This window comes from Nocardia sp. NPDC058176 (assembly GCF_042883805.1).
In the GTDB taxonomy this organism is placed as follows: Bacteria; Actinomycetota; Actinomycetes; order Mycobacteriales; family Mycobacteriaceae; genus Nocardia.
Genome location: NZ_JBHVVA010000010.1, coordinates 60,353 through 85,532, shown reverse-complemented (window position 1 = coordinate 85,532; position 25,180 = coordinate 60,353). Strand labels below are relative to the sequence as shown.

The window sequence follows — 25,180 nt, the reverse complement described above, 5'->3', positions numbered from 1 at the left end:
AAATGAGGAAGTCCCCGTCCATGGTCATCAACCGTTCTTCGGGTCGGCTCCGCGCCGCCCTCGCCCTCGTGGTTCTCGCGCTGGTCGCGCTGCTCACCGCCTGCGGTAACTCGTCCACCGACGCCGCCGACGCGGGCGCGCGGACCGTGCCGTCGGCGAAGGGCCCCATCGAGGTGCCCGCCGACCCGCAGCGCGTCATCGTGCTCAACGGCAATCTGGCCGGTTATCTCTACGACCTCGAGGCCACCGTCGTCGCGGCGGATCCGCGCCTGCTCGGTGTCCCGAACAAGCCGGGCGAGTTCCCCACCGGCTGGGCCGAGGACGCGAAGAAGCAGGGCACCCAGGCCGTGCCCTCGGGTGAGAACATCAACCTCGAGTTCATCGCCGCCCAGCGCCCCGATCTGATCATCGGCGGCGGCCAGGGCTACCCGGGCCAGCAGTCGGTCAATGCCTACGACCAGCTCAGCGCCATCGCCCCGACCGTGCTGATGCCGACCGAGACCACCAACTGGCAGGACCAGCTGCGGTTCATCGCCGAGACCGTCAACAAGCCGGCCAATGTCGACACCCTGATCGCGAACTACCAGGCCAAGCTGACCGAGGCCAAGAACAAGATCAACGCGCCCGCCGGCGCGACCGTGGTGATGCAGTCGATCAAGAGCCAGAAGCCGACCGTCTTCATCCCCACCGCCGCGCTGCCCGCCCTGCTCGCGGAGGTCGGCTTCACCCTGGACACCCAGGTCGAGGCCAAGGCAGGCGACCCGGTCAAGGAGCAGAGCGCCGACTTCATCAGCTTCAGCCCGGAGCTGATCAACACCGTGATCGACGCGCCCGTGCTGTTCACCATCCCGCTGGCCGGTGGCCGTTCGCTCGAGGAGCTGCGCGCCGACCCGATGTACGCCACGCTGCCCTCGTTCACCGCGAACAAGGTCTTCGAACTGCCCGCCACCAGCTCGCGGCCGGACTACCGCACCGTCATGACCACCCTCGACCTGCTCGTCGAGCGTTTCCAGTGAGGGATCGCAGCGCCTGCGCCGAGAACATCGCCGAGGTGCTCGCCGGGGAGCACGGTGCCAAGGTGCCGTACCCGATCGGCCTACAGGAAGTGGAGGTGCTGCGGGTCGTTCCCGTCGGCGCGGCGCTGCTGCGAATCACCTTCGGCGGCCCGGACATCGCGCAGTTCCACAGCTACGTGCCGGATGAGCATGTGCGCCTGATCTTCCCGGGCGAGGACGGTGTCCTCCGGCTGCCGCGGCGCGAGGGCATGGGGCTCGAGTGGGGCAGTAACCCGCGACCGGTCTCGCGCGAGTACAGCGTGCGCCGCCACAGCGTCGAAGACGGCGAACTCGACATCGATTTCGTCATCCATCCCGGCGGCCTCGCCTCCGATTGGGCGAGCTCGGTCACGCCCGGCACGAAGATGCACATCGCCGGTCCGCCCGGTGGCGTCGTCATCCCGGAGAGCTACGACGACTACCTGCTCGCTGGTGACATCACCGCGCTGCCCGCCATGGCCCGCTGGCTCGAGCGCATGCCGCGCGACACCACCGGCTGGGCGTTCATCGAGGTGGGCGGGCCCGCCGAGGAGATCCCGCTGGATCCGCCCGCCGGTGTCAGCGTGCGCTGGCTGCACCGCGGCGAGCTCGAACCGGGCACCAGCGACATCCTGGAGCAGGCCGTACGCACGGTGGAAGTGCCTGCCGGGCACCGCGTCTACGCGTGGGCGGCCGGCGAGGCGGGCTGCCTGCGCGGGGTGCGCAAGATCATCCGCAACGACCTCGGCATCGGGCCCAAGGACTCGCTCATCGCGGGGTACTGGAAGCGCGGCGTCACCGATTTCGATCAGGAGGACTGAGACCCGGCGAAGGTTGCGAGGAAGTTAACCATTCCGTGCACTATTCAGGTTAGGCTAATCATATGTCTCAGGCCGAGTTCCTCGGTGACACGAGCCACAATCTGCTGTTTCGCACGGACTTAGGCTAACCTACCCTCCGCCTCGGTCCGGGTGGGCTCTCCGTGAGCCCGAGTGACACGAGGGAGGGGTCGAGAACGTCGATGAAGGAGTTGCTGTGGGAACGGTGGAACGGGACGACGTAAGCGCCGACGATCCCGGATCACCGCTCACCGGAGCACAACTGGGCATCTGGAACGCCCAGCGTCTCGACCCCGACTCACTCAGCTACATGGTCGGCGAGGTACTGGAGATCTCCGGACCCGGTCCCATCGACGTGACCCTGCTCGACACCGCGATTCGCCGCACCATCGTCGAAACCGACACGATGCGACTGCGATTCGCCGACACCCCCGAGGGACCGCGGCAGCGGATCACCGACCGCGAACCCGAACTGCGGCCGCTCATCGATCTCCGCGGCGAGGCCGACCCGGTGGCGGCCGCGCACCGGCTGGTCGCCGCCGAACGCGAACGCTCCGCCACCTACTGCCGGGCCATGGTCGACCGGCAGCTCTCCACCTACACACTGCTGCGCCTCACCGACACCGACGTGTGGTGCATCCAGCTCTACCACCACCTGATCATCGACGGCTACAGCGCGGCCATGGTCTCGCGCAGGGTCGCCGCCCACTACACCGCGCTGCGCCGCGGCGGTGACGTGCCGCCGCTGCGGTGGGGCTCGCTCGAGACGCTGGTGGCCGAGGACCTGGAATACCGGGCGAGCCAGGCACATCAGCTCGACCGCGCCTACTGGCGCGACCGGCTCACCCCGCTGCCGCCGCTGGACAGTCGCGGCAGCGCGCCCGAGGGCGTGGTCGAGCGGACCCACGAAGTCCGCGCCGTCCTCGACGCCGATCTGGTGGCCCGCGTCAAGGCCGCGGCCACGGCGACCGGCATCACCTGGGCCGACGTGCTCGTCGCCGGATACGCGGGCTTCGTGCACCGGCTGCTCGGCGAGACCGATGTGGTCATCGCGCTGCCGATGATGGCGCGCGTCGGCAAGACCGCCCTCACCACGCCGTCGATGGCGGTCAACGTGCTACCGCTGCGCGTCACGGTCTCCGGCCAGGATCATCTCGGCGACCTCGGCAAGCGGGTCGCCGATGCCCTGCGGGAGATGCGCGCCCACCAGCGATTCCGCGGTGAGGACCTGGCCCGCGAATTCGGCGGCGCACAGACCGGAGCGCTGCTGCACGGCATCGGCGTCAACCTCAAGGCCTTCGACTTCGCCCTCGATTTCGACGGCGCCACCGGCACGCTGCGCAATGTCGCCGGTGGCCCGCCGGAGGATCTCGGCCTGACCGTGACCCCGCTGTCGGGCGACCGGATCCAGCTCGGCTTCGAGGTCGACGCCCGCTCTCTCGACGCCGCCACGGCCCGGCGGCGGATGGCCGCACTGGTCGCGCTGATCACCGAACTGGTCGACGCGGCGGACAAGCCCCTCGGCGCGATCACCCCGTACCCGGCCGAGATCGGGGCGCGCATCGCCCTCGACCGCGCCGGTGCCGCCCTGCCCGGTGCGCCCGAGGACGCGGTCGAGGTCTTCGACCGCATGGTCGCGGCCCAGCCGGACGACATCGTGCTCGTCGACGGTGCCCACCGGCTCACCGCCGCCGAACTGGGCGCCCGGGCGCACCGGTTGGCACGGTATCTGTGTGGCCGGGGCGTCGGTCCCGAGGACATCGTCGGCATCGCGCTGCCGCGCACGGTGGAACTGGTCGTCGCGATGCTCGCCGTCCGGCACGCGGGCGCCGCGTACTTGATCCTCGACATCGCCCACCCCGCGCAGCGCATCGCCGACATCGTCGAGGACGCCGCACCGGTGCTGATCCTCACCGATGACGCGGTCGCGGACACCGTGTTCGCCGACCGATCCGCCTCCCTGATCGCGATGGCCGACGAAACCGCGAACGCGGCGTCCGCCGACAGATCGGCCACGCCGACCCCGAACGGCGACGTGGCACACGCCCCTCAGCCGGGTGCGCCGACCTCGAATGGCGACCCCGCGGACGATGCCCCTCACTCCGGTTCGCTGAGCCCGACTGACGACTCGGCGCACGCCGATCGCTCCGGTGCACTGATTCGATTGTCGGACAGCGGAATTCGCGAAGCTGTCGCCGCGCTCCCAGACGGTCCCCTGGCCGCGGCCGAACTCGCCGCGCCGCGCTCGGCCGCGCATCTGGCCTACGTCGTGTACACCTCGGGGTCCACCGGCAAGCCCAAGGGCGTGCAGATCTCCTGTGGGGCGATGGCCCAGTTGCTGCACCACCACCGGTCCACCGTCTACGCCGATACCGCCGAACGGGCAGGCGGGCGGCAGCTGCACGTTGCGCACACCTACTCCTTCGCCTTCGACGCTGCGCTCGATCAGCTGCTGTGGTTGTGGTGTGGGCATCGGATCCATCTGTACGACACCGACATCCAGAAGGACGCGGCCGCGCAGATCGCGGCGTTGCGCGCCGATCGGATCGATGTCGTCGACACGACACCCTCCATGGCGACCGCCCTGATCGACAACGGGCTGCTCGGCAGCGCGCATCGTCCCGAGCTGCTCTTGCTCGGTGGCGAGGCGACTCCGCCCGCGCTGTGGTCGACGATCGTCGCGTCGAAGGTGGCCGCCCGCAACATGTATGGCCCGACGGAGGCCACCGTTGACGCGCTCAGTGCGTCGGTGACCGGTGAGTTCCCGCATATCGGCGGTCCGCTCGCCGGAACCCGCGCCTACCTGCTCGACGGTGGGTTGCAGCTGGTGCCGGACGGCGAGATCGGCGAATTGTATTTGGCCGGTCCGCAATTGGCGCGCGGCTACCTCGGACGTGAGGTGGTGACGGCGGAGCGGTTCGTCGCCGATCCGTTCGCGGCGGGTGAGCGCATGTATCGCACCGGCGACCGGGCGCGCTGGATTCCCGGCCACGGTTACGACTACCTCGGACGCGCCGACCAGCAGATCAAGGTGCGCGGCTATCGCGTGGAGCTGGGCGAGGTCGAGGCGTCACTCGGCGCACTGCCCGGGGTGGTCGCCGCGGCCGCCACCATCCGCAAGTCCGGCGACAGCACCCGCCTGGTGGGCTACCTGGTCCCCGAGGCGGGCCGTACCCTCGACGCCGACCAGCTGCGCCACCGATTGACCACCCTGGTGCCCGACCACCTGGTGCCCTCGGCACTCGTGGTGCTCGATGCCCTGCCGACCACCGTGAACGGCAAACTCGACCGCGCGGCCCTGCCCGCGCCCCAGCTCACCTCGACCGGCCGCCCGCCCCGCACCGAGCAGGAGCGCGCGCTGTGCGGCGTGGTCGCGGACGTCCTCGGCGTGCCACAGGTCAATGCCACCGACGACTTCTTCGGCCTCGGCGGCGACAGCATCACCGCGATCGGCGTGAGCAGCCGTCTGCGCGCACTGGGCTGGGAGGTCCAGCCGAAAACCCTGCTGTCCCAACGCGATCTGGCGACGATCGCCGCCGCGGCCGAGGTGGCCGCAGACCGCGCCCTGGTCGCGGTACCGGACGAGGCCACCGGCCTCGTCCCGATCCCGCCCATGGTGGCCGCCCTACTCGAAGCGAACCCGAGCCGCACCGCCGTCGCCGGCTACGCCCAGTGGACAGCCCTGACCCTGCACGAGGACCTGGCGCTCGACCACCTGATCACCGGCCTCCAAACCCTGCTCGACCGCCACGACGCCCTGCGCCTGATCCTCGACGATTCCGACACCGGCCCCCGGCTGGAGGTCGCGGGCGTGGGCACGGTGCGCGCATCGGACCTGGTCCGCGAGCTGTCCTCGGACGAGCCAGCGCAGCACGCTGACTCGGCTGAGGACACGGCCGCGCTGATCGAGTCGGTGGCGACCGAGCTGGCGGGGGAATTGGATCCCGCCGCCGGTGTCGAGATTCGTGCCGCGTTGGTGCGCACCGCGCCGGGAACCGCCGATCGGCTGGTCCTCGTGGCCAATCACGTCGTGGTGGACGGGGTTTCGTGGCGGATTCTGGTGCCCGAGCTGTACGAGGCGTGTGTGGCGGCGCGGGACGCACGTCCGGCACGGCTGACCGCGAAGGGTAGTTCGTGGCGGCGGTACGCCACGCTGCTCGCCGAGTCCGGTGCGGCAGGCGAGCGCCGCTCGGAACTGGCGCACTGGGAGCGTGCGCTGGGTGACGGCACCGTCGCGACGCTCGGCGAACGGGCGCTCGACCACGCTCTCGATCTCGTCGAGAGTGCCGAGCAGACAAGGACTTTCGCGCCGCCGGAAATCTCCGAAGCGCTGCTGACCACGCTGCCCGCCGCCTATCGGGCGAAGACCGACGAGGTGTTGCTCGCGGCGCTCATGCTGGCGCTCAACGCCTGGCGGCACGAGCGGGGCGAGGCGCTCGAGCCGGGCAGGCCGGTCACGGTCGAGGGCCACGGGCGCGAAGCCCTGCGTGCCGACACCGATTTCGCAGGCACCATCGGCTGGTTCACCAGCGAGTTCCCGGTGTGGACGCCCGCGACCGGAATCGACGCGCCGGACGGGCTCGCCGAGGCACTGGCCGGCGGCGCGGCGGCAGGCACGCTGTTGCGCGCGGTCAAGGAGGCCAAGCGAGCCACCCCGGGCAATGGCGTGGGGTACGGCGTGCTGCGCAGGCTCGATCCGGAGACCGCGCCGCGCTTCGCCGGACGGCGCGCGCCCGAGGTGCTGCTCAACTACCTCGGCCGCTTCGGTGGCGGTGGCGCGCTCGGCTGGAGCCTGCCCGAACACGACGCGTTCGCGGTGGCGGAACCGCCGGAGAAGGCACTCACGGAAGTGCTCGCGCTCAATGTCTTCGTGCACGAGTCCGGTACCGCGCAGGGTGCCGCCCGGCTCGCCATCGAGTGGACCGCCGCGAGCCGGATTCTCGGTGCGCGCCAGGTCGCGGAGCTCCAGCGGCACTTCGAACTCGCCCTGGAGGCGTTCGCCGCGCACGCGGTGCTGTTCCCCGGCGGGCTCACACCCTCGGACTCCCCCGGCCTGTCCGTCACCCAGGAGACCATCGGCGCGCTCGAGGCCGCACACGGCCCGCTGGCCGAACTGCTGCCGCTGTCGCCGTTGCAGGAAGGGTTGCTGTTCCACGCGATTCGCGACGGTGCCGACGATGTCTACACCCTGAGCGCCCGCGTCGACCTGCACGGACCACTGGACGGCCCCCGCTTGTCGGCGGCCTTCGACACCGTCGTCGGCCGACACCCCACCATGGCCGCGGCCTTCCACTACGAGAACCTGGATCAGCCGGTGCAGGCGGTCCCCCGGTCGGTCGGCATGCCCTGGCGTGAAGTGGACCTGTCCGGATTGCCGCTGCGTACCGCGCAGGCCGCCGCCGACCGCCTGGAAGCCGAGGCGATCCGGCACCGGTTCGCGGTGGACCGGTCACCGATGTTGCGCGCCACCCTGATTCGCATGCCCGGTCAGGCACACCGGCTGGTGCTCAACACCCACCACCTGGTGATCGACGGCTGGTCGACCCCGATCGTGCTGCGCGAGGTGCTGGCCACCTACCACGGCGACGAACTGCCCTCGCCCGCCTCCTACAGCGACTACCTGGCCTGGATCGGCACCCGGGACCGCGCGGCCGTCCGCGCGGCCTGGTCGCGGCGCCTGGCCGGTCTCGCCGCACCGACCCTGGTGCGCACCAACACCTCTCGCGAACGCGAGTTCCGGCAGTGGCAGGTTCCGCTGCCGGAATCGCTCGCCACGGCGCTCGCCGAGCTCGGCCGCCGACGCGGTCTGACGATGAACACCCTGGTACAGGGCACCTGGGCCCTGGTGCTCGCCGCGCTCACCGGCCGCACCGACGTCGTGTTCGGCGCGACGGTCTCCGGCCGCCCCGCCGAACTGCCCGGCGTGGCGGGCATGGTCGGCCTGTTCGCCAACACCGTGCCGGTGCGCTGCGCGCTCGACCCGGAGCGCGCGCTGCTCGAACAGCTGGCCGACCTGCAGGAGAACCAGTTCGCCATGCAGGAGTTCGACCACGCGAGCCTCGCGGAGATCGAGCGGATCGCGGGCGTCGGCACTCTCTTCGACACCCTGGTGGCTTTCGAGAACTTCCCGAATTCCGGTGCCGGACAGCCGGAGTCGCACGAACTTCGCCGCGGCGACTTCCACAACCACGGCAACACGCACTACCCGATGACCCTGATCGCGCCGCCAGGCGACCGGCTCGAGCTGGTGATCTGGTACGACCGCGCCGCCGTCCACGACACCACGCTCGCCAGGATCGCCGACCGGATCGGTGCGATCCTGACCGCCGTCACCTCCGACACCGACCCCGCCCCCGCGCTGTTCCTCGACCCCCTCGCCCCGGTGGTCCCGCCCGCGACTGCCGCCACCACACCAGCTGTCGCGACGACGCCACCCGCTGCCACGGCACGACCCACCACCAGTGCCCAGCCGGACCCGCAAGGCGACACCCTCGCCGAATGGGGCACCCCCGTCGATCCGGCGCAGCCCGCCATCACGGCGGAAGGCGTCACGATCGACTTCCAGGAATTCGAGGCAAGGGCGAATCGCCTGGCCCGCTGGCTCATCGCACGCGGTGTCGGCCCCGAGATCGTGGTGGCCGTCGCCATGCCACGCTCCATCGACTCGGTCGTCACGGCGCACGCCATCTGCCGAGCCGGTGGCGTGTATCTACCGGTGGACCCGGAACAGCCCGCGCAGCGCGTCGAGAAGATCCTCGACACGGCCGCACCCCGGCTGGTGCTGCACTCGCTGATGGAGGCGGACACCAGCGAATTCGCCGATACGGCACTCACCGATGCCGACCGACTCGCGCCCCTGCGCCCCGCCAACACCGCGTGCCTGCTGTTCACCTCCGGCTCCACCGGGGTGCCCAAGGGCGTGAGCCTGTCACACGCCTCGATCATCTCCACCTTCGAATGGCTGCAGCGCGAACGCCGGTTCGGGCCCGGCGACACGATGCTCTACCGCACCCCGCCGATCTTCGACGCCTCGCTCATGGAGATGTTCCTCCCGCTGCACGTCGGCGCGCGAATCGTGTTGACCCGCCCCGGCGGTCATCGCGATCCCTACTACCAGGCCCAGCTCATGAGCGCGGAGCGGGTGACCGCGATGTGGATGACGACCTCCATGCTGACCGTGCTCGCCGAAGAGGCCGACCTGTCGGGCTGCACGGATCTGCGCTGCGTCCTCACCGGCGGCGAGGTGCTGCCGCCCGCGACGGCACATCGCATGCGCGCGCTGACCGGCACCGCCGTGTACAACTTCTACGGTCCCACCGAGGCCGCGATCGGCTTCACCTTCCACGAGACCGTCGACGCCGACACCGCCTCGGTCCCGGTCGGCGCACCCGCCGACACCGTCCGCATCCTCGACGACGAGCTGCGGCCGGTCCCCGAGGGCACCATCGGCGAGCTCTACATGACCGGTGTCCGGCTGGCGCGCGGCTATCTGGCCCGTCCCGATCTCAGTGCCGCCGCCTTCGTCGCCGACCCGTACGGGAACGGCGAAAGGATGTACCGCACCGGCGATCTGGTGAAGCTGAACCCGCGCGGTGAACTCGAGTACGTCGGCCGCACCGACAGCCAGGTGAAGTTGCGCGGCCAGCGCATCGAACTGGGCGATATCGAATCGGCCCTGCTCACCTGTGCCGGGGTGGCCCAGGCGGTGGTGCTGCTGCGCGAGGACACACCGGGTGATCAGCGCCTGGTCGCCTATCTCATCGCCAGGTCCGGCATCGCGCTCGACACCGACGCGGTGCGTGAACAGCTGCGAACGGCATTGCCCGCGTACATGATTCCGTCGGCCTTCGTGGCGCTGGATCACATTCCGCGCACCGCGACCGAGAAGATCGCCAGGCAGCAGCTGCCCGCGCCGGAAGCCCCCCGGTCCCCGGACAGCATCGCCGGTTCCCCTGCCGAGACGACGGCCGTGTCGCCCGGCCTGCTCGACACGATCTGCCAGGCCATGGCGGCGGTGCTGTCGGTCGAGGAGATCGGCGCCGACGACGACTTCTTCGACAAGGGCGGGCACTCGCTGCTCGCGGTGCGGCTGATCGGCCGGTTGACCCGCGCCGACCTGCCCGCGGTCCTCGACGACGTGTTCACCGCGCCCACGCCGCGTCGGCTCGCGGCACGCATCGGCGCGGTCGATCCGAGCACGCCGCGACCGGCCGACGGTCTGGCCAGTTTGGGCCGCCGCCTCGATCCGGTGCTGGAGCTGCGCGCCGAGGGCTCGGCCGCACCGCTGTTCTGCATCCACCAGATCGGCGGCACCGCATGGAAATACGCGCCGCTGGCCCGCCTGCTGCGCGCCGAACGACCGATCATCGGCCTGCAGATGCCCCAGCTCACCGACCCGCAGACCCAGACGCGCACGCTCGACGACCTGGCGCAGTTCTACCTGGCCGCCGTCCGCCGCATCCAGCCGCGGGGTCCGTACCACCTGCTCGGCTACTCGCTGGGCGGCAATCTCGCCCACGCGATGGCGGCCATCCTGGAAGCCGAGGGCGAGCAGGTCGGCTACGTGGGCCTGCTCGACTCCCATCCGCTCTCGAACCTGACCGATCGGGCCGCCGCCACCCTGGCCAACCCCGCCGGGATGGACGAGCTGCTCCCCGAGATCGCCGAGTACGCCCCGGAATTGGCGGTGGTCGTGCGCAATGCCGCGACCGAGCTGCTGCGCATGGTCACCACGTCGGAGTCGCCCAGCTACAGCGGTCCGATGGCCCTGTACTGCGCGGACAACGGCCTCGAACCCGAGCGCGTGCACGCCCAGCTGACCGAGTGGCAGGCCGCGGGCGCGCAGCTGGTGGTCCGGCGACTTCCCTACACCCACAACGACATCGCGATGCCGACCGGCTGGATAGAGGTCGCCGCGCTGCTCGACGCGGATCCCGCGATCCGCACCTGAGTTTCCACTTGGAAAGAAAGAAGGAAAACCCTCCATGTCAACGCACCGAATGACGGCACGCATGCGTGCCGCCGCCGCGCTCCTGATCGTCGCGGTGTCCGCGACGGCAGCGGCCTGCGGCAGCTCCACCGCCGATGAGCCCGCCGACGCGGGCACCCGCCAGGTGGAAACCGCCAAGGGCCCGGTCACCGTGCCCGCCGACCCGCAGCGCGTCGTGGTCCTCAACGGCGCGCTCGCCGGCTTCCTGTTCGACCTCGAAGCCAAGGTGAAGGCCGCGGATCCGCGCATCCTCGGCGTTACACTCGAGCCCGGCGAGTTCCCGGCCGCTTGGGCCGCGGACGCCAAGGAGCAGGGCACCGTCGCGGTGACCTCCGGTGACGACCTGAACCTGGAGTTCATCGCCGCCCAGCAGCCCGACCTGATCATCGGCGGCGGACCCGGCTGGCCCGGCCAGCAGACGATCAAGAACTACGACAAGCTCGCCGCTGTCGCCCCCACCGCGCTGGTGCCCTCGAACCTCGCCAACTGGGAAGACCAGCTGAAGGCGGTCGCCGACTTCGTCAACCGCCCCGAAAAGGTCGACGGCATGATCGCCGCCTACAACGCCAAGGTCGCGGAGGTGAAAGCCGCGGTGAAGCTGCCGCAGGGCGCGACCGCCGTGATGCAGTCGCAGGCGGACGGCAAGCCCATCCTGCTCGCCCCCAACACCCCGCTGGCCACGCTGCTGTCCTCGGTCGGCTTCACCATCGACGACCAGATCGAAGCCAAGGCGGGCAACCCGACCAAGGCCGAGGCAGGTGACTGGGTGACCTTCAGCCCCGAGCTGCTGAGCACTGTCGTCACCGCACCGGTGCTGTTCGTCATCAAGCTCGACGGCGGCCGCGACATCGCCGGGCTGCAGGCCGATCCGGCGCTGGGCATCCTGCCCGCCTTCCAGCAGAACCAGGTCTACGAGCTCCCCGCGAGCGCCAAGCGCCCGGACTACCGGGAGGCCATGGCCACCCTCGACCTGCTGGCCGAGCGCTTCAAGGCCTGACCACCCGAGGCCGGCACAACCACGATCACCCCGTTCGCCGTACCCGGCGGACGGGGTGATCGCGTTTCGGGCGGGGGCTCGGTGGCGGCGGTACCGTCGAGCCGGTGAGGTCAGCGACGGTTGATCGGCGGCTTCGGTCGGCGAGGGTGGCGGTGTTCAGCGCGTTCACGTTGAACGGGTTCCTGCTGGCGATGTGGGTTGTGCACATTCCGGCGATCACCGATCGGGCCGGGGTTTCGGCGTCGGCGCTCGGCATGTTCGTATTGCTGCTGGCCGGGGCGGCGCTGGTGGGGATGCGGCTGGCGGGGCCGGTGGCCGATCGGATCGGGAGTCGGACGCTGGTCGCGATCGCGGCGACGGCCGTGTCGATCACCGTGCTCGGCCCGGGACTGGCCACCGGTCCGCTCGCCCTCGGCATCGCGCTGGTCTGTTTCGGTTTCGGGAACGGGGCACTCGATGTCTCGATGAACACCCAGGCGGTGCACGTCGAGCGGGCGTATCACCGGCCGATCATGTCGGCCTTCCACGCCATGTTCTCCGCGGGCGGCTTCGCCGGGGCACTGGTCGGCGCCGCCGCCCAGCGCGCCGACTGGCCACCCCAGCTGACCCTGACCTGCGCGAGCATCGCCGGGTTGATCTGCACCGCCCTGCTGGTCCCCCGCCTGGTCGACCACCACGATGCGACATCGCGCCTCGAAGACTACGACGAGGCGACCGGGCAGCCCGCTGGCGGCGACAAGACGACGGCGCCACACATCGTCGCCACGGACGCAGCGACCGCCCGGCTCGCTTCTTCTGATGAGACGACCGCTCCCGCTCACGAAACACCCGCACGGCCCGCGGCCGACGCCGGTGTGGCGAAGCCCGCCGCTCATGAAATTGGCGCCGAGGATGGCAAGGTCGAGGTGGCGCCGAGCATGACCGGCGCCGAGGATCGCTGGGCACGCGATCGGCGGCGAAAAGTGTTGTCGCTCGGGGTGATCGCGTTCGTCTTGCTGCTGGCCGAAGGAGTGGCCGCGGACTGGAGTGCGTTGCAGGCGCGCGAGCATCTCGGTGCGTCGGAGTCGGATGCGGCGCTGGCGTTCGGGGCCTTCTCGGCGACGATGACGATCGGGCGGTTCCTCACCGACCGGGTGAGCGGGGCGTTCGGTCCGGTGGCCATCGTGCGGTACGGCAGTTTGCTCGCCGCCGCCGGGTTCGCGGTGGTGATCGCCTCGCCCTGGCTACCGCTGACGCTGGTCGGCTGGGCCATGTGCGGCCTCGGCATCGCCGGCGGCGTCCCCCAGATCTTCTCCGCCGCAGGCAATCTCGGTGGCAGCACCGCCGCCACCGACATGTCCCGCGTCTTCACCATCGGCTACCTGGGCCTGTTGGCGGGACCGTCGGTCATCGGCTGGCTGACCGCCCTGATCCCGCTCACCGCGGCGCTGGCCGTCCCGCTCGTCCTCACTCTGGCCTGCGCCGCGGCAGCGCGGACAGTCAGTCGGTGAAGGTGATCCGCACCGAGACCGGGGTGCTCTGCAACGCCCGGAAGGTCGCGGCGGTGAGTCCGGCGAACAGCGGGTTCGGGGCGAAGGTGCGGGCCCGGGCGACCACGTCGTCGGACGGGCGGAGTTCGGCGACGCCGGTGCGCCAGCGATCGCCCTGGCGGACCCGGATTTTCGGCTCGGCGCCGATATTGGCGGCCCAACCGGATCGGGTGCCGTGCTGGCTGATCACCCAGGCGCCGGTGTCGTCGAAGGCCACCGAGACCGGGACCACCCTGATCTGGCCGGACTTGCGGCCGGTGGTCTCCAGGTCGGTCGCGAACGAGGTGCGGATGCCGAGGCGGCTCAGCGCGCGAACGGTCGGGTTGGCGACATAGCGGCCCACCGCGCGTTCGAACTCGAACTTGCGCAGGGCCGGATCCTTCGGTTTCTGATTCACGGTCGAACTCCTTCTGCTCCGGAACGCGTCGACGCCGTTGCGCTTGAGCATGGTCGCCGCGGTGAACCACGCGGTGCGCTCGGGGTCGGGGTCGATGCCCGCACCGATGCGGTGCAGCTGGTCGGTGTGCCACTGCAGGTCGAGCGCGCCCTCGACGGCCTTGATCCCGGCCAGCGTCGTCATCGCCGCGGGCAGCCGCAACGACACCCGCGGCGAACGCAGCCGGGCAGTGCGGCCGTGCAGCAGATCACCGGCCGCGCTCGGCACGATGGCGGCGGGGCGGCCGAGCCCGACCACATCGCACTCCCCCGACTCGACCGCCGCGTCCATCGCGGTCCTGGTACGGAACCCGCCGGTCACCGCCAGCGGCACCGCCCCTGCGACCGCGCGGACCGACCGCGCGTACTCGAGGAAGTACGCCTCCCGCGCCGCGGTACTGGCCGACCGGGTGACCGGCCGACCCATCATCGCGGGCGATTCGTAACTGCCACCGCTGATCTCGATCAGATCCAGCCGCTCGGCGGCCAGGCGCCGCACCACTTCGCGGGACTCGTCCTCGGTGAAACCGCCACGCTGGAAGTCCGCGGAATTGAGCTTGATCGCCACGGCGAACGAGTCCGACACCTCGGCCCTGATCGCGCGGGCCACCTCGAGCACGAAGCGCGCCCGATTCTCGGCGTTCCCACCCCAGCGGTCCTCGCGCTGATTGGCCAGCGGCGAGAGGAATTGCGAGACGAGGTAGCCGTGCGCGCCATGGATCTGCACGCCGTCGAATCCGGCGGCCTCCGCGATCCGCGCGGTGGTGGCGAAGCGGCCGACGATGTCGACGATCTCGGCATCGGTGAGCGCGCGCGGCGCGGGCACACCGGGCAGCTCGAGGCCGATCGCCGAGGGCGCCACCGGCTGAGTCCTGGTCGCCAGCGGGTTGGCCTGCCTGCCGGGATGGTTGATCTGCATCCAGATCCGCGCGCAGCCCGCCTTCGCGGTCTCGGCCCAGCGGCGCAGGTCAGCGAGGTGGCGCTCGTCCTCGATGACGACATTGCCCGGTTCGCCGAGCTGAGTGCGGTCGACCATCACATTGCCGGTCACGATCAGGCCGAAACCGCCCGCGCCCCAGCGCCGGTAGAGCCGGTCGAGGCGCTCGTCGGGCCCGAACTCCGTCGAGCCGAGACCCTCGCTCAGCGCGGCCTTCATCAGCCGGTTGGGCAGCACCTGGCCGCACGGTAGGGCGAGCGGATCGCTCAGGGCTGTCATCGTCGACTCCTCCGCGGGATGCCTGTGGTACACCGATCGGTGTACCTTACCGCACAGTAGTACACCGATCGGTATACTTCAATCGGACCGAACGAAAGGACGCCGATGGCAGCGCGTGACGGACTCGTGCAGAGCGCGATCGACCTGGTGCGCCGCAACGGCGTGGCCGGGACCGGAGTCACCCAGCTGCTCGACCACAGCGGCATCTCCCGGCGGACGATCTACCTGAACTTCCCCGGCGGCAAATCCGAACTGATCACCGAGGCGACCAGGGTCGCGGGCCGGGCGATGACGACGCTCATCGAGACCTTCGGCCGCCGCGGCGAGCCCGAGGCGACCGTCACCTCGTTCACCGACACCTGGAAGCAGGTCGTCGAATCCAGCGATTTCCTCGCCGGGTGCCCGGTCGTGGCCGCGGCGCTGGGCCGGTCGGAGTCGGCCGGGGCCGCCGACGCGGCAGGCGCGGCGTTCGACGACTGGGAGCAGGCCCTGGCCACCCGGCTGCGCGCCGAGCACGTCGCGCCCGAGACCGCGCTGTCGCTGGCGACCACCGTGATCGCCGCGATCGAGGGCGCGGTGGTCATGTCACTGGCCAAGCGCAGCGCCGAGCCGCTGGACCGGGTGGGCCGTCATCTCACCGAGCTGATCCGGGCACACGTCCCGCCCCAGCAGCTCATAGATACAGACCGACCTCGGCCGACTCCCGTGTGACCGACCGGATCCGGATCTCCCCGTCACGGCGGGAGACCAGCTCGGCCAGCGTCGCGCCATCACCAACGGAATCGCTTGCGGCACAGCCAGTCTCAGCTAGCCAGGCGCGCGCCTCCGCGGCCGAGAGCCGGCCGACCTCCAGCTGGGCCAGGCAGCGACCGGGCCGGACGACGGCGGGGTGCAGCCGGGACAGATCCTCGTTGGTGGTGATGGCGATCAGCACCTTGCGCCCCTGGCCGAGCATGCCGTCGGTCAGATTGAGCAGTCGGGAAAGCTTCTGCCCCGCAGCCTCTTTCGCCTCACCGCGGATGAGTTCGTCGCAGTCCTCCAGCACGAGCAGGCGCCAGCGGCCGTCCTCGTCGTCACCGTCGGCGCCCGCGGCGACCTCCATCAGATAGCCCGGATTGCTGAACAGCTCCTCGGGATCGACGACACAGTCGACCTGACACCACGGCGCCCAGGCCCGCGCCAGCGCGCGCAACGCGGTGGTCTTGCCCGTGCCCGGCTCGCCGTGCAGCAGCACCAGCCTGCCCCGGACGTCGTCGACCCGCAGACCCATCAGCCGGTCCAGACTCGCCGCCACCTCCCCCGCGTAATTGCCGCGGATCTCCGGCCAGGCCGGCGCCGCGATCTGCCTGCGCCTGCGCGCGGGGCGGCGAACATCCATGTGCCAGAAGCCCATTTCCACCGAGGCCGCGGCACCGGCGGGCTGGGCGGCGCCCTCGGTGGCCTGCGCCAGCACCTCGACGGCGAGTTCGTCGCTGACCGCGGTCACCTCGACGGTGGCCGAACCACCCGCCCAGCGCACGGCCCGCAGCGACCAGCCGTCACCGGCGGCGAGCAACGCGCTGCTGTCGTCGTCGGCGACCGCGCGCACGATGCGCGAGACCGCGGGCCGCAGGGTCGCCTCGGGACGGACCCGGTCGAGGTGGGCCTGACGGGCGAAGGGCTGGTCACCGCGCAGGAACGGCGCGAGGGCGAGCGCGTCGATGGCGTCGCGGGTCGAATAGGTCGAGTCGATCGCCGCCGACCACGGGAACGGCTCGCCGGGATCGTCCGACCGGTGCGGCGGGTCGACGAGACGGAGCTGTTCATGACGTGTGGACACCGCGCCCATCATCGTTGGACCGGCCCCGCGATGTCCAACCAGTAAAAATCTATTGGCGCGCGTGCTCGATCCGTCGGTAGCGTCGTGACGTGACGTCAACCCAGCACGAACAGACCCCCGGCGAACCTCCCGCGCGAGCCGGAGTCAAGGAATGGATCGGGTTGGCGGTCCTGGCCCTGCCGACGCTGCTCATCTCGATGGACCTCAGCGTGCTCTACCTCGCGATCCCGCAGATCAGCGAGGCCCTGGCGCCGAGTAGTTCGCAACTGCTGTGGATCCTCGACATCTACGGCTTCCTGGTCGCCGGATTCCTGATCACCATGGGCACCGTCGGCGACCGCATCGGCCGCCGCAAACTGCTGATGATCGGCGCGCTGGCCTTCGGCATCGCCTCGGTGCTGGCCGCGTACTCGACCAGCGCGAGCATGCTCATCGGCACCCGCGCGCTGCTCGGCATCGCCGGCGCGACGCTGATGCCGTCCACGCTGGCGCTCATCCGCAACATGTTCCACGACGATCGCCAGCGCACCGCCGCGATCAGCGTGTGGATGACCAGCTTCATGGTCGGCATGGTGATCGGCCCGCTGGTCGGCGGGGCGATGCTGGAGAACTTCTGGTGGGGCTCGGTGTTCCTGGTCGCGGTCCCGGCGATGGTGCTGCTGCTGGCCAGCGGCCCGGTGCTGTTGCCGGAGTACAAGGACCCGAATCCGGGCAAGCTCGATCTGCTCAGCGCCCTGCTGTCGCTGCTGGCGGTGATGTCGGTCATCTACGGCATCAAGGAACTGGCCAAGGACGGCTGGTCGATCGAGGCGGCGGGCGTGCTGGCGGCCGGTCTGGCCCTCGGCACGGTGTTCGTGCTGCGCCAGCGACGGCTGACCGATCCACTGATCGACCTGCGCCTGTTCGGCAATGTGCGGTTCAGCGGGTCGCTGGTGGCGCTGATGATCGCCATGCTCGCGATGGGCGGGCTGTTCCTGCTGCTGGCCCAGTACCTGCAGCTCGTCCTGGGGCTCTCGGCGTTCGAGGCCGGACTGTGGACGGTGCCGCAGGCCGTCGCGATGGTGGTGGCCGCCGGTGTGGTGAGCGCGGTCGCGCCACGGGTGCGCCCCGCGTACCTGATGGCCGGTGGCCTGGTCCTCGCGATGCTCGGCTACGCGGTGTTCACCCAGCTCTCCGGCGGTGACGACCTCGCGCTGATCGTCACCGGCATGGTCGTGTTCTCCCTCGGCCTCAGCCCGATGTTCGTGCTCGGCCTCGATCTGATCGTCGGCGCGGTCGACCCGGCGCGCGCCGGTGCCGCCTCGGCGATCTCGGAGACCGGCCAGGAACTGTCGGCGGCGCTCGGCGTCGCGGTGATCGGCAGCATCGGGACCGCGGTCTATCGCGGGCAGATGGCCGAGACCATGCCCGCCGGGCTGCCCGCCGAGGTCGCCGGTGTCGCGGAGGACACCCTCGCCGGGGCACTGCACGTCGCGACGTCGCTGCCCGCGGCGCTCGGCGGCGAGCTGGCCGAGGTCGCGCGGCAGGCGTATACGCACGCGCTGCAGGTGAACTCGGTGGTCGGCATCGGACTCACCGCGCTCGCGGCAGTGCTGGTCATGGTGCTGCTGCGCCATCTCCCGGCACCGAACGAAACGCGGGAAGCCGAGCCCGTCGCGGAGGTCGCGGACTCGCACTGACGGGTGGTCCGAGCGGGTGATTCCGCCGGTTCTGTCAAGCACCCCTGCCACCAGAGCTGACCACTTAGTGGTCAATTCAGGATAGGCTAACCAGAGGGGGAGGCGTCTCCGGTCGCGCCACGAGGCGACGGTGGCGCAGTGCACGACACGTGACCGAGAGGATGATCATCATCAATACCGACAGCTCCGATCCCGCTTTCGTCCTGTCCCGCCCGCATCGGACGGTGTCCGCGACAGCGGGCGACACGGTCTTCCGCTCGGCACACGACGCGATCACCGCCCTGCGCAGCGGCCGGATCAGCCACATCGTCGGCGCCCTGCCGTTCACCCCCGGCGCCCCCGCGGCGCTGTGGGCGCCGGACTCGGTGACCATCACCGACGCGCCGCACCGCCCCGAGCCGCGCACACTGCCCGGCTTCACCATCGACGCCGCGATCCCCGCGCCCGAGGAGCACCACCGCCGCGTCGCCGCGGCGGTCGAGCTGCTCGCCAACCCTGGGCATCCGGTGCGGAAGGTGGTGCTGGCCAGGGCAGTTCGCGGCCTGGCCACGCAACCGGTACGCGCACAACACATTCTGGACCTGATGGTCGCCTCGGACCCGCACGCCAACGGCTTCCTGGTCGACCTGTCCGCCGCCGGTGGTCGCTATCCGGGCCTGCACCTCGTCGGTTCCAGTCCCGAGATCCTGGTGCGCCGCGACGGCAACGAGATCCTGAGCCATCCGCTCGCCGGATCGGCCCGCCGCGTGCACACCGACAGCGTCGCGGACCAGGCCGCCGCCGACGCGCTGCTCGGCTCGCCCAAGGACCACGCCGAACACCGCTTCGTCACCGACCAGGTGTCGACGGTGCTGCGTGACCGCTGCGCCGACGTGCGCACTCCCGCACCGGAACTCACCAGCACCCCGGCGATGTGGCATCTCGGCACCCCGATCACCGCGACCGTGCCGACGGCCGGACCGACGGCGCTGGAACTGGCGGTCGCACTGCACCCGACACCCGCGGTCTGCGGCACCCCCACCGCCGCGGCGGCCCGCGTCATCGCCGAGCTCGAGGGTGAGCGCGGTTTCTACGCGGGCGCGGTCGGCTGGTGCGATGCCGAGGGCAACGGCGAGTGGATGGTGAGCATCCGCTGCGCCGAACTGTCCGCCGACGGCCTGAGCCTGCTCGCCCACGCGGGTGGCGGCATCGTCGCCGAATCCGATCCGGCCGCCGAATTGACCGAGACCACCGGCAAGCTCGGGCGCATCCTCGGCGCGCTGGGCGTCACCGACCTGCCGGTCGGCGTCTCCTAGATCGACCCACCGAGCCCCTTCACGAGATACCGCGGAGGGGCTCGGTGCTGTCGTACGGCACCCCCGAACACGAGAGAGCCCCCGCCCGTTCCGGAGAACGAGCGGGGGCTCTTCGCGGTGAGAGCGGTTGCCCTACAGCGCCTTCAGTTCCTCGGTGACCGCACCGACGGACTTCTTGGCGTCGCCGAACAGCATGGAGGTGTGGTCGGCGTAGAACAGCGGGTTGTCGATACCGGCGAAGCCGGAGTTCATCGAGCGCTTGAGCACGATGACGTTCTTGGCCTGGTCCACGTTGAGCACCGGCATGCCGTAGATCGGGCTGCTGGCGTCCTCGCGGGCCGAGGGGTTGGTGACGTCGTTGGCGCCGATGATCAGGGCCACATCGGTGCGGCCGAATTCGCCGTTGATGTCGTCCATTTCCTTCATCGCGTCGTAGGACACCTCGGCCTCGGCCAGCAGCACGTTCATGTGCCCGGGCATGCGCCCGGCGACCGGGTGGATCGCGTACTTGACCTCGACGCCCTTGGCCTCGAGCAGCGCCGCCATCTCCTTGACCGCGTGCTGGGCCTGCGCCACGGCCATGCCGTAACCGGGCACCACGATGACCTGGTTGGCGTAGGCCATCTGGATCGCGGCGTCAGCCGCCGAGGTGGCCTTGGCCGACTTGGCCTCGCCGCCACCGCCACCGGCCACGGCGCCACCGCCGCCGAAACCACCGGCCACGATCGCCGGGATGGACCGGTTCATCGCCTTGGCCATCAGGTTGGTGAGGATGGTGCCGGACGCGCCGACGATCATGCCCGCCACGATCATCGCGGTGTTGTTGAGCGCCAGGCCCGCGGCCGCGGCCGACAGACCGGTGAGCGCGTTGAGCAGCGAGATGACGACCGGCATGTCCGCGCCGCCGATGGGCAGCACGACCATCAGGCCGAGCACACCGGCCAGCACCAGCAGCGCGACCATCCACAGCTGCGAGACGCCGCCGCTGCCCGCACCGACACCGATCACCACGGCGCAGGCGATGGCGCCGAGCAGCAGCAGCAGGTTCAGCGGCTGCTGCAGCTTGCCGATGCCGATCGGCTTGCCGGACAGGATCTCCTGCAGCTTGGCGAAGGCGATGATCGAGCCCCAGAACGAGATCGAACCGATCACCGCGGCGAACAGCGAGCCGATGATGATGTGGACGGTCGGCTCCTCGTGCAGATCGGAGAAGCCCGAGCTGTCGATGAACTCGGCCCACGCGATCAAGGCGACCGTGCCACCGCCGACGCCGTTGAACGCGGCGACCAGCTGCGGCATCTCGGTCATCTTGGTGCGCACGGCGGGCGGCACGCCCAGTGCCACACCGACGACCAGACCGGCGCCGATCAGGATCCAGTTGAGCAGGTCCGCGTTGCGGACCGAGATCAGCGTGGCGACGACCGCGATGGCCATACCGACCGCGGCGATCTGGTTGCCGCGCACCGCGGTCTTCGGACCGGTCAGGCCCATCAGGCCGTAGATGAACATCGAGAAGGCCACGATGTAGAGGCCGTTGACCACGTAGGTCATGGTGTCTGCGTGCATCACTCGGCCGCCTTCTTCTTACCCTTGAACATGGCGAGCATGCGGTCGGTGACCACGAAGCCACCGATCACGTTCAGCGTGCCGAACACCACGGCGACGAACAGGATGATCTGCGCCAGCAGCGAAGGGTCCTTGATGTTGCCGAGGACGACCAGCGCGCCGAGCACGACGATGCCGTGAATGGCGTTGGTGCCCGACATCAGCGGGGTGTGCAGGGTGTTGGGGACCTTGGAGATGACGGCGAAGCCGACGAATCCGGACAGCACCAGGATCGAGAGGTTCGCGATGAGTTCGGTGTACATCAGGCTTCCACCTCACGGGTGACACAGGAATCGGCGAGCACCTGATCGTCGAAATCAGGGGCGACCTTCCCGTCGACCAGCATCAGTTCCAGCAGCGCCGCGATGTTCTTGGAGTACAGCTCGCTGGCGTGCTCGGGCATGGTGGCGGGCAGGTTCAGCGGCGAGGCGATGGTCACCTCGTGCTTGACGACGGTCTCACCGGGCTCGGTGAGCTCGCAGTTGCCACCGGTCTCCCCGGCCAGGTCGACGATCACGCTGCCGGGCTTCATGCCCTCCACGGCGGCGGCGGTGACCAGGCGCGGCGCGGGGCGACCCGGCACGAGCGCGGTGGTGATCACCACGTCGAAGCCCTTGATCGCGTCTTCGAGCGCCTTCTGCTGCTGGGCCTTCTCGTCGTCGGTGAGTTCGCGGGCGTAGCCACCCTCACCGGCGGCGTCGATGCCGAGGTCGAGCCACTGGGCACCGACCGAGCGCACTTGATCGGCGACCTCGGGACGCACGTCGTAGCCGGTGGTGCGGCCGCCGAGACGCTTGGCCGTGGCCAGCGCCTGCAGACCGGCGACACCGACGCCGAGCACCAGCACGGTCGCGGGCTTGACGGTGCCCGCGGCGGTGGTCAGCATCGGGAAGAAGCGGGTCGACTCCGAGGCGGCGAGCAGTACTGCCTTGTATCCGGCCACATTCGCCTGTGAGGACAGCGCGTCCATCACCTGCGCGCGCGAGATGCGCGGAATCGCCTCCACCGCGAACGCCTGGACCCCGGCGGCCTTCAGCGCGCCGATCTGATTGTCGGCATTGCGCGGCGCGAGGAACCCGATCAGGGTCTGGCCCGCGGACAGCTTGCCGATCTCGGCATCGCTGGGCGGGGCCACCTTGACGACGACGTCGGCCGACCACGGATCACCGATGGTCGCACCCGCCTCGACATAGGCCTCGTCGGGAATGAGCGCACCTAGACCCGCCCCGGCAGCCACGACCACCTCGACACCCTGCTTGGACAGGGCGGGGATGATCTTGGGCACCAAGGCGACTCGGCGCTCGCCCGCACCGGACTCGCGAACGACTCCGACACGCGCTCCCCGCGGCGATTCCTCGCCGGCGTTTTGCGTTGTCTCCACTAGTCAGACTTCCTTTTCGTGCTGGCTTCGAGCCTGGGAACAACGGTCCAGCCGAAGTTACCTACGAGTAAGTTCGGCATAAATCCTCGCTACTGTACTCGGCTCGCGGTGAGCCTAGCCGAGATGCCGGTCACAGCGGGATGCTCGTTTCTCGCGCTCGAATTCGACCGTGCACAGCGGTTTCGCCGCGACAGCGGCTCGCGAGCCCACCGGGCACCGGGTGGCGCCCACTCCGAGATTCGTCGCCGCAGGTAGGAACGGACAAGACCGAACATCCAGGTGAGCTGGTTACCTTCTCGTACGAGTCCTGGTCAGGTGATCTATACAGCGTCAGACGTGATGCGAGTCATGCCGGAATCGCCGCTTGGCTGTCCCCGGACCGGGCCGACACGTAGGGTTCTCGCCGTGAACGACTGCGTCTTCTGTCTGATCGTGGCGGGTGCGGCGCCCGCGACCAAGGTCTACGAGGACGACGCGGTGTGCGCGTTCCTCGACATCCGGCCGGTCACCCGGGGCCACACCCTGGTCGTGCCCAAAGCGCACGCCGACGAACTCGAGGATCTCGACCCCGAACTCGGGGCGAAGATGTTCGGCGTCGCCCATCGGCTCGCGCGCGCCGTGCGCCGCGGCGGACTGGCCAGCGACGGCGCCAACCTCGTGGTCAACGACGGCACCGCGGCCTTCCAGACCGTCGGCCACGTCCACGTCCACGTGGTTCCGCGCAAGCACGGCGACAAACTCACCTTCGCCAAGGGCTTCCTGCTGCGGCGCCCGCACGATCCCAAGACCACCGCGGCGGCGATCCGCGCCGGCCTCGCCGAGCTCGACGGCGAAGGGGCACAGTAGATGCCCGACCGTGTTCCCGATCGCGAACAGCTCACCGATCTGCTCTCCCAGCAGTGGGACGCCATCACCCTGCTCGTCGCCGACCTCGACGAGAAGGCATGGCGCCGACCGTCTCCACTGCCCGGCTGGACCCTGTTCGACGTGGTCGCGCACGTGATCGGCACCGAATCCTGGCTGCTCGGACAGACACCGCCGCCGCACGATCCGCTGCGCCCCAAGACCGATGTGCGGACCCTGCCGCACGTGCGCAACGAAGTGGCCGTGCTCAACGAGATCTGGGTCGACCGGTTGCGCCCGCTCTCGGGCAAGCGCCTGCTCGCACTGCTGGACGAGGTCACCGACCTGCGTCGCGCGGCACTGGCCGCGCTCGACGAGGACGCCTGGCAGGCCTCGACCGTGTCGCCGGTCGGTCCGGTGCCCTACGGGCGGTTCATGCGGGTCCGGCTGTTCGACTGCTGGATGCACGAACTCGACCTCGCCGACGGGATCGGCAGGCCGGTGGCCGAGGGCGGTGCCCGCGCGGAGACGGCGTTCACCGAACTCACCCTCGGACTCGGCCGCGCCGTGGTGAAGGGCGCCAAGGCGCCCGAGGGCGCACGGGTCACCATCGATCTCACCGGACCGGTGACCAGGCAGGTCCGCCTCGCGGTGACCGACGGGCGTGGCGTGCTGCTCGACGAGGCCGATGGTGATCCGACCACGGTGCTGCGGCTGGATTCCGGGCTGTTCGCGCGCCTGCGCGGCGGTCGTTCGACCGCCGAGGCGCATCTGGACGAGGTCGTCGTCGAGGGCGATGTGGACCTGGGCCGGCGGCTCGTGCGGAATCTGGCGTTCACCATCTGATGAGACTGTTCCTCGCTTCCTATCGGTTCGGCGCGTTCGCCGACCGCCTCGCCGGACTCGTCGGCACGCCCGGCCGGGTCGCGGTGATTCCCAACGCCTGCGACGCCTGGCCCGCCGCCTGGGCCTCGGCGGTCACCAGCGACCTGAAACCGCTACAGCAGCACGGGTATTCGCCCGAGGTCTTCGACCTGCGAGACTACGTCGACCAGCCCGACCGGCTGGAGAAGCACCTGCGCGAGTTCCCGATGGTGTGGGTCCGCGGCGGCAACACCTTCGTGCTGCGCGCCCAATTCGCCCGCAGCGGAGCCGATTCCGTGCTCCCCGCCCTGCTGCGCGAAGACGCCCTCGTCTACGCGGGGTACAGCGCGGGCGCCTGCCTGCTCGGGCCCGACCTGCACGGCCTCGAAACGATGGACGATCCGGCCGAGGTACTGCCCGCCACCGGCATCGAACCGCAGTGGGACGGACTGGGTCTGGTGGATCGCCGCCTGGTCGTCCACCTCGACTCCCCCGCCGACCCGGACGGTGAATCGGCCAAGATGGTGGCCCGCTGCCGTGCGGAGGGCTTCCCACACTGGGCGCTGACCGACGACGACGTCGTCATGGTCGACGGAGGGCGTCCGCAATTGCTGCGAGGCTGAGCACGGCCGGGCCAAGACTACTGGGCCCGCGT

The 25,180-nt window shown here is 70.2% G+C and carries 16 protein-coding genes; 11 read left to right on the top strand and 5 right to left on the bottom strand.

The window, feature by feature from the left end; genetic code table 11:
* Positions 1-20: 20 nt before the first annotated feature.
* The 5 genes from ACFVVM_RS32060 (at position 21) to ACFVVM_RS32040 (ending at position 13,349) form a co-directional block, all read left to right on the top strand.
* Positions 21-1,016 carry an ABC transporter substrate-binding protein gene (locus ACFVVM_RS32060; RefSeq protein ID WP_387625984.1) on the top strand — a complete coding sequence of 332 codons (996 nt, stop codon included), beginning with the start codon at positions 21-23 and terminating at the stop codon, positions 1,014-1,016.
* On the top strand, positions 1,013-1,855 hold the full coding sequence (locus tag ACFVVM_RS32055) for a siderophore-interacting protein (protein ID WP_387625982.1): 843 nt from the start codon (positions 1,013-1,015) through the stop codon (positions 1,853-1,855). The genes ACFVVM_RS32060 and ACFVVM_RS32055 overlap by 4 nt, the downstream gene beginning before the upstream one ends.
* Before the next feature lie 214 nt (positions 1,856-2,069).
* Entirely contained in the window at positions 2,070-10,823 is an 8,754-nt protein-coding gene (locus ACFVVM_RS32050) for an amino acid adenylation domain-containing protein (protein WP_387625980.1), read from the top strand.
* Between the two features lie 34 nt (positions 10,824-10,857).
* The gene (locus tag ACFVVM_RS32045; protein ID WP_387625978.1) at positions 10,858-11,859 is read left to right on the top strand and encodes an ABC transporter substrate-binding protein; all 1,002 of its coding nucleotides are present in this window, start codon (positions 10,858-10,860) and stop codon (positions 11,857-11,859) included.
* A gap of 104 nt (positions 11,860-11,963) precedes the next feature.
* Positions 11,964-13,349, top strand: a complete 1,386-nt coding sequence (locus tag ACFVVM_RS32040; RefSeq protein ID WP_387625976.1) for an MFS transporter — start codon at positions 11,964-11,966, stop codon at positions 13,347-13,349.
* Here ACFVVM_RS32040 and ACFVVM_RS32035 read toward each other — a convergent pair.
* A complete protein-coding gene (locus tag ACFVVM_RS32035; protein WP_387625974.1) occupies positions 13,339-15,039 on the bottom strand; it encodes a nitroreductase family deazaflavin-dependent oxidoreductase in 1,701 nt (566 codons plus the stop codon). The two genes, ACFVVM_RS32040 and ACFVVM_RS32035, sit on opposite strands and share 11 nt — an antisense overlap.
* Before the next feature lie 105 nt (positions 15,040-15,144).
* Between ACFVVM_RS32035 and ACFVVM_RS32030 the strand changes: the two genes are divergently transcribed.
* Positions 15,145-15,750, top strand: coding sequence for a TetR/AcrR family transcriptional regulator (locus ACFVVM_RS32030; RefSeq protein WP_387625972.1), 606 nt, complete (start codon positions 15,145-15,147; stop codon positions 15,748-15,750).
* Here the strand turns inward: ACFVVM_RS32030 and ACFVVM_RS32025 are convergent.
* Positions 15,713-16,867, bottom strand: a complete 1,155-nt coding sequence (locus tag ACFVVM_RS32025; protein ID WP_387625970.1) for a DUF5925 domain-containing protein — start codon at positions 16,865-16,867, stop codon at positions 15,713-15,715. The genes ACFVVM_RS32030 and ACFVVM_RS32025 overlap by 38 nt on opposite strands.
* Before the next feature lie 80 nt (positions 16,868-16,947).
* On the opposite strand from ACFVVM_RS32025, the gene ACFVVM_RS32020 reads away from it, so the two are divergent.
* Both ACFVVM_RS32020 and ACFVVM_RS32015 read left to right on the top strand, forming a co-directional pair.
* Positions 16,948-18,537: an MFS transporter gene (locus tag ACFVVM_RS32020; protein WP_387625968.1), complete on the top strand. Its 1,590-nt coding sequence runs from the start codon at positions 16,948-16,950 to the stop codon at positions 18,535-18,537.
* A 161-nt stretch (positions 18,538-18,698) separates the two neighbouring features.
* Positions 18,699-19,832, top strand: a complete 1,134-nt coding sequence (locus tag ACFVVM_RS32015; RefSeq protein ID WP_387625966.1) for an isochorismate synthase MenF — start codon at positions 18,699-18,701, stop codon at positions 19,830-19,832.
* A 132-nt stretch (positions 19,833-19,964) separates the two neighbouring features.
* On the opposite strand, the gene ACFVVM_RS32010 is transcribed toward ACFVVM_RS32015, so the two are convergent.
* From ACFVVM_RS32010 to ACFVVM_RS32000, 3 genes are read right to left on the bottom strand one after another with little or no spacing between them, the layout of a single operon-like run.
* The gene (locus ACFVVM_RS32010; protein ID WP_387626094.1) at positions 19,965-21,383 is read right to left on the bottom strand and encodes an NAD(P)(+) transhydrogenase (Re/Si-specific) subunit beta; all 1,419 of its coding nucleotides are present in this window, start codon (positions 21,381-21,383) and stop codon (positions 19,965-19,967) included.
* Between the two features lie 14 nt (positions 21,384-21,397).
* On the bottom strand, positions 21,398-21,700 hold the full coding sequence (locus ACFVVM_RS32005; protein WP_387625964.1) for an NAD(P) transhydrogenase subunit alpha: 303 nt from the start codon (positions 21,698-21,700) through the stop codon (positions 21,398-21,400).
* On the bottom strand, positions 21,700-22,818 hold the full coding sequence (locus ACFVVM_RS32000; protein ID WP_387625962.1) for a Re/Si-specific NAD(P)(+) transhydrogenase subunit alpha: 1,119 nt from the start codon (positions 22,816-22,818) through the stop codon (positions 21,700-21,702). The genes ACFVVM_RS32005 and ACFVVM_RS32000 overlap by 1 nt, the downstream gene beginning before the upstream one ends.
* A gap of 405 nt (positions 22,819-23,223) precedes the next feature.
* Between ACFVVM_RS32000 and ACFVVM_RS31995 the strand changes: the two genes are divergently transcribed.
* From ACFVVM_RS31995 to ACFVVM_RS31985, 3 genes are read left to right on the top strand one after another with little or no spacing between them, the layout of a single operon-like run.
* Positions 23,224-23,664 (top strand): HIT family protein, encoded by a 441-nt coding sequence (locus tag ACFVVM_RS31995; RefSeq protein WP_387625960.1) that lies wholly within the window; start codon positions 23,224-23,226, stop codon positions 23,662-23,664.
* Positions 23,665-24,507: a maleylpyruvate isomerase N-terminal domain-containing protein gene (locus ACFVVM_RS31990; RefSeq protein ID WP_387625958.1), complete on the top strand. Its 843-nt coding sequence runs from the start codon at positions 23,665-23,667 to the stop codon at positions 24,505-24,507.
* Positions 24,507-25,148, top strand: a complete 642-nt coding sequence (locus ACFVVM_RS31985; protein ID WP_387625957.1) for a Type 1 glutamine amidotransferase-like domain-containing protein — start codon at positions 24,507-24,509, stop codon at positions 25,146-25,148. The genes ACFVVM_RS31990 and ACFVVM_RS31985 overlap by 1 nt, the downstream gene beginning before the upstream one ends.
* Positions 25,149-25,180: the final 32 nt, after the last annotated feature.

Bases quoted from the DNA above. Each gene is read 5' to 3' on its own strand.
- ACFVVM_RS32060 (WP_387625984.1), top strand. From the start codon at position 21: ATGGTCATCAACCGTTCTTCGGGTCGGCTCCGCGCCGCCCTCGCCCTC.
- ACFVVM_RS32045 (WP_387625978.1), top strand. From the start codon at position 10,858: ATGTCAACGCACCGAATGACGGCACGCATGCGTGCCGCCGCCGCGCTC.
- ACFVVM_RS32035 (WP_387625974.1), bottom strand. From the start codon at position 15,039: ATGACAGCCCTGAGCGATCCGCTCGCCCTACCGTGCGGCCAGGTGCTG.
- ACFVVM_RS32030 (WP_387625972.1), top strand. From the start codon at position 15,145: ATGGCAGCGCGTGACGGACTCGTGCAGAGCGCGATCGACCTGGTGCGC.
- ACFVVM_RS32025 (WP_387625970.1), bottom strand. From the start codon at position 16,867: ATGGGCGCGGTGTCCACACGTCATGAACAGCTCCGTCTCGTCGACCCG.
- ACFVVM_RS32015 (WP_387625966.1), top strand. From the start codon at position 18,699: ATGATCATCATCAATACCGACAGCTCCGATCCCGCTTTCGTCCTGTCC.
- ACFVVM_RS32010 (WP_387626094.1), bottom strand. From the start codon at position 21,383: ATGACCTACGTGGTCAACGGCCTCTACATCGTGGCCTTCTCGATGTTC.
- ACFVVM_RS32005 (WP_387625964.1), bottom strand. From the start codon at position 21,700: ATGTACACCGAACTCATCGCGAACCTCTCGATCCTGGTGCTGTCCGGA.
- ACFVVM_RS31990 (WP_387625958.1), top strand. From the start codon at position 23,665: ATGCCCGACCGTGTTCCCGATCGCGAACAGCTCACCGATCTGCTCTCC.
- ACFVVM_RS31985 (WP_387625957.1), top strand. From the start codon at position 24,507: ATGAGACTGTTCCTCGCTTCCTATCGGTTCGGCGCGTTCGCCGACCGC.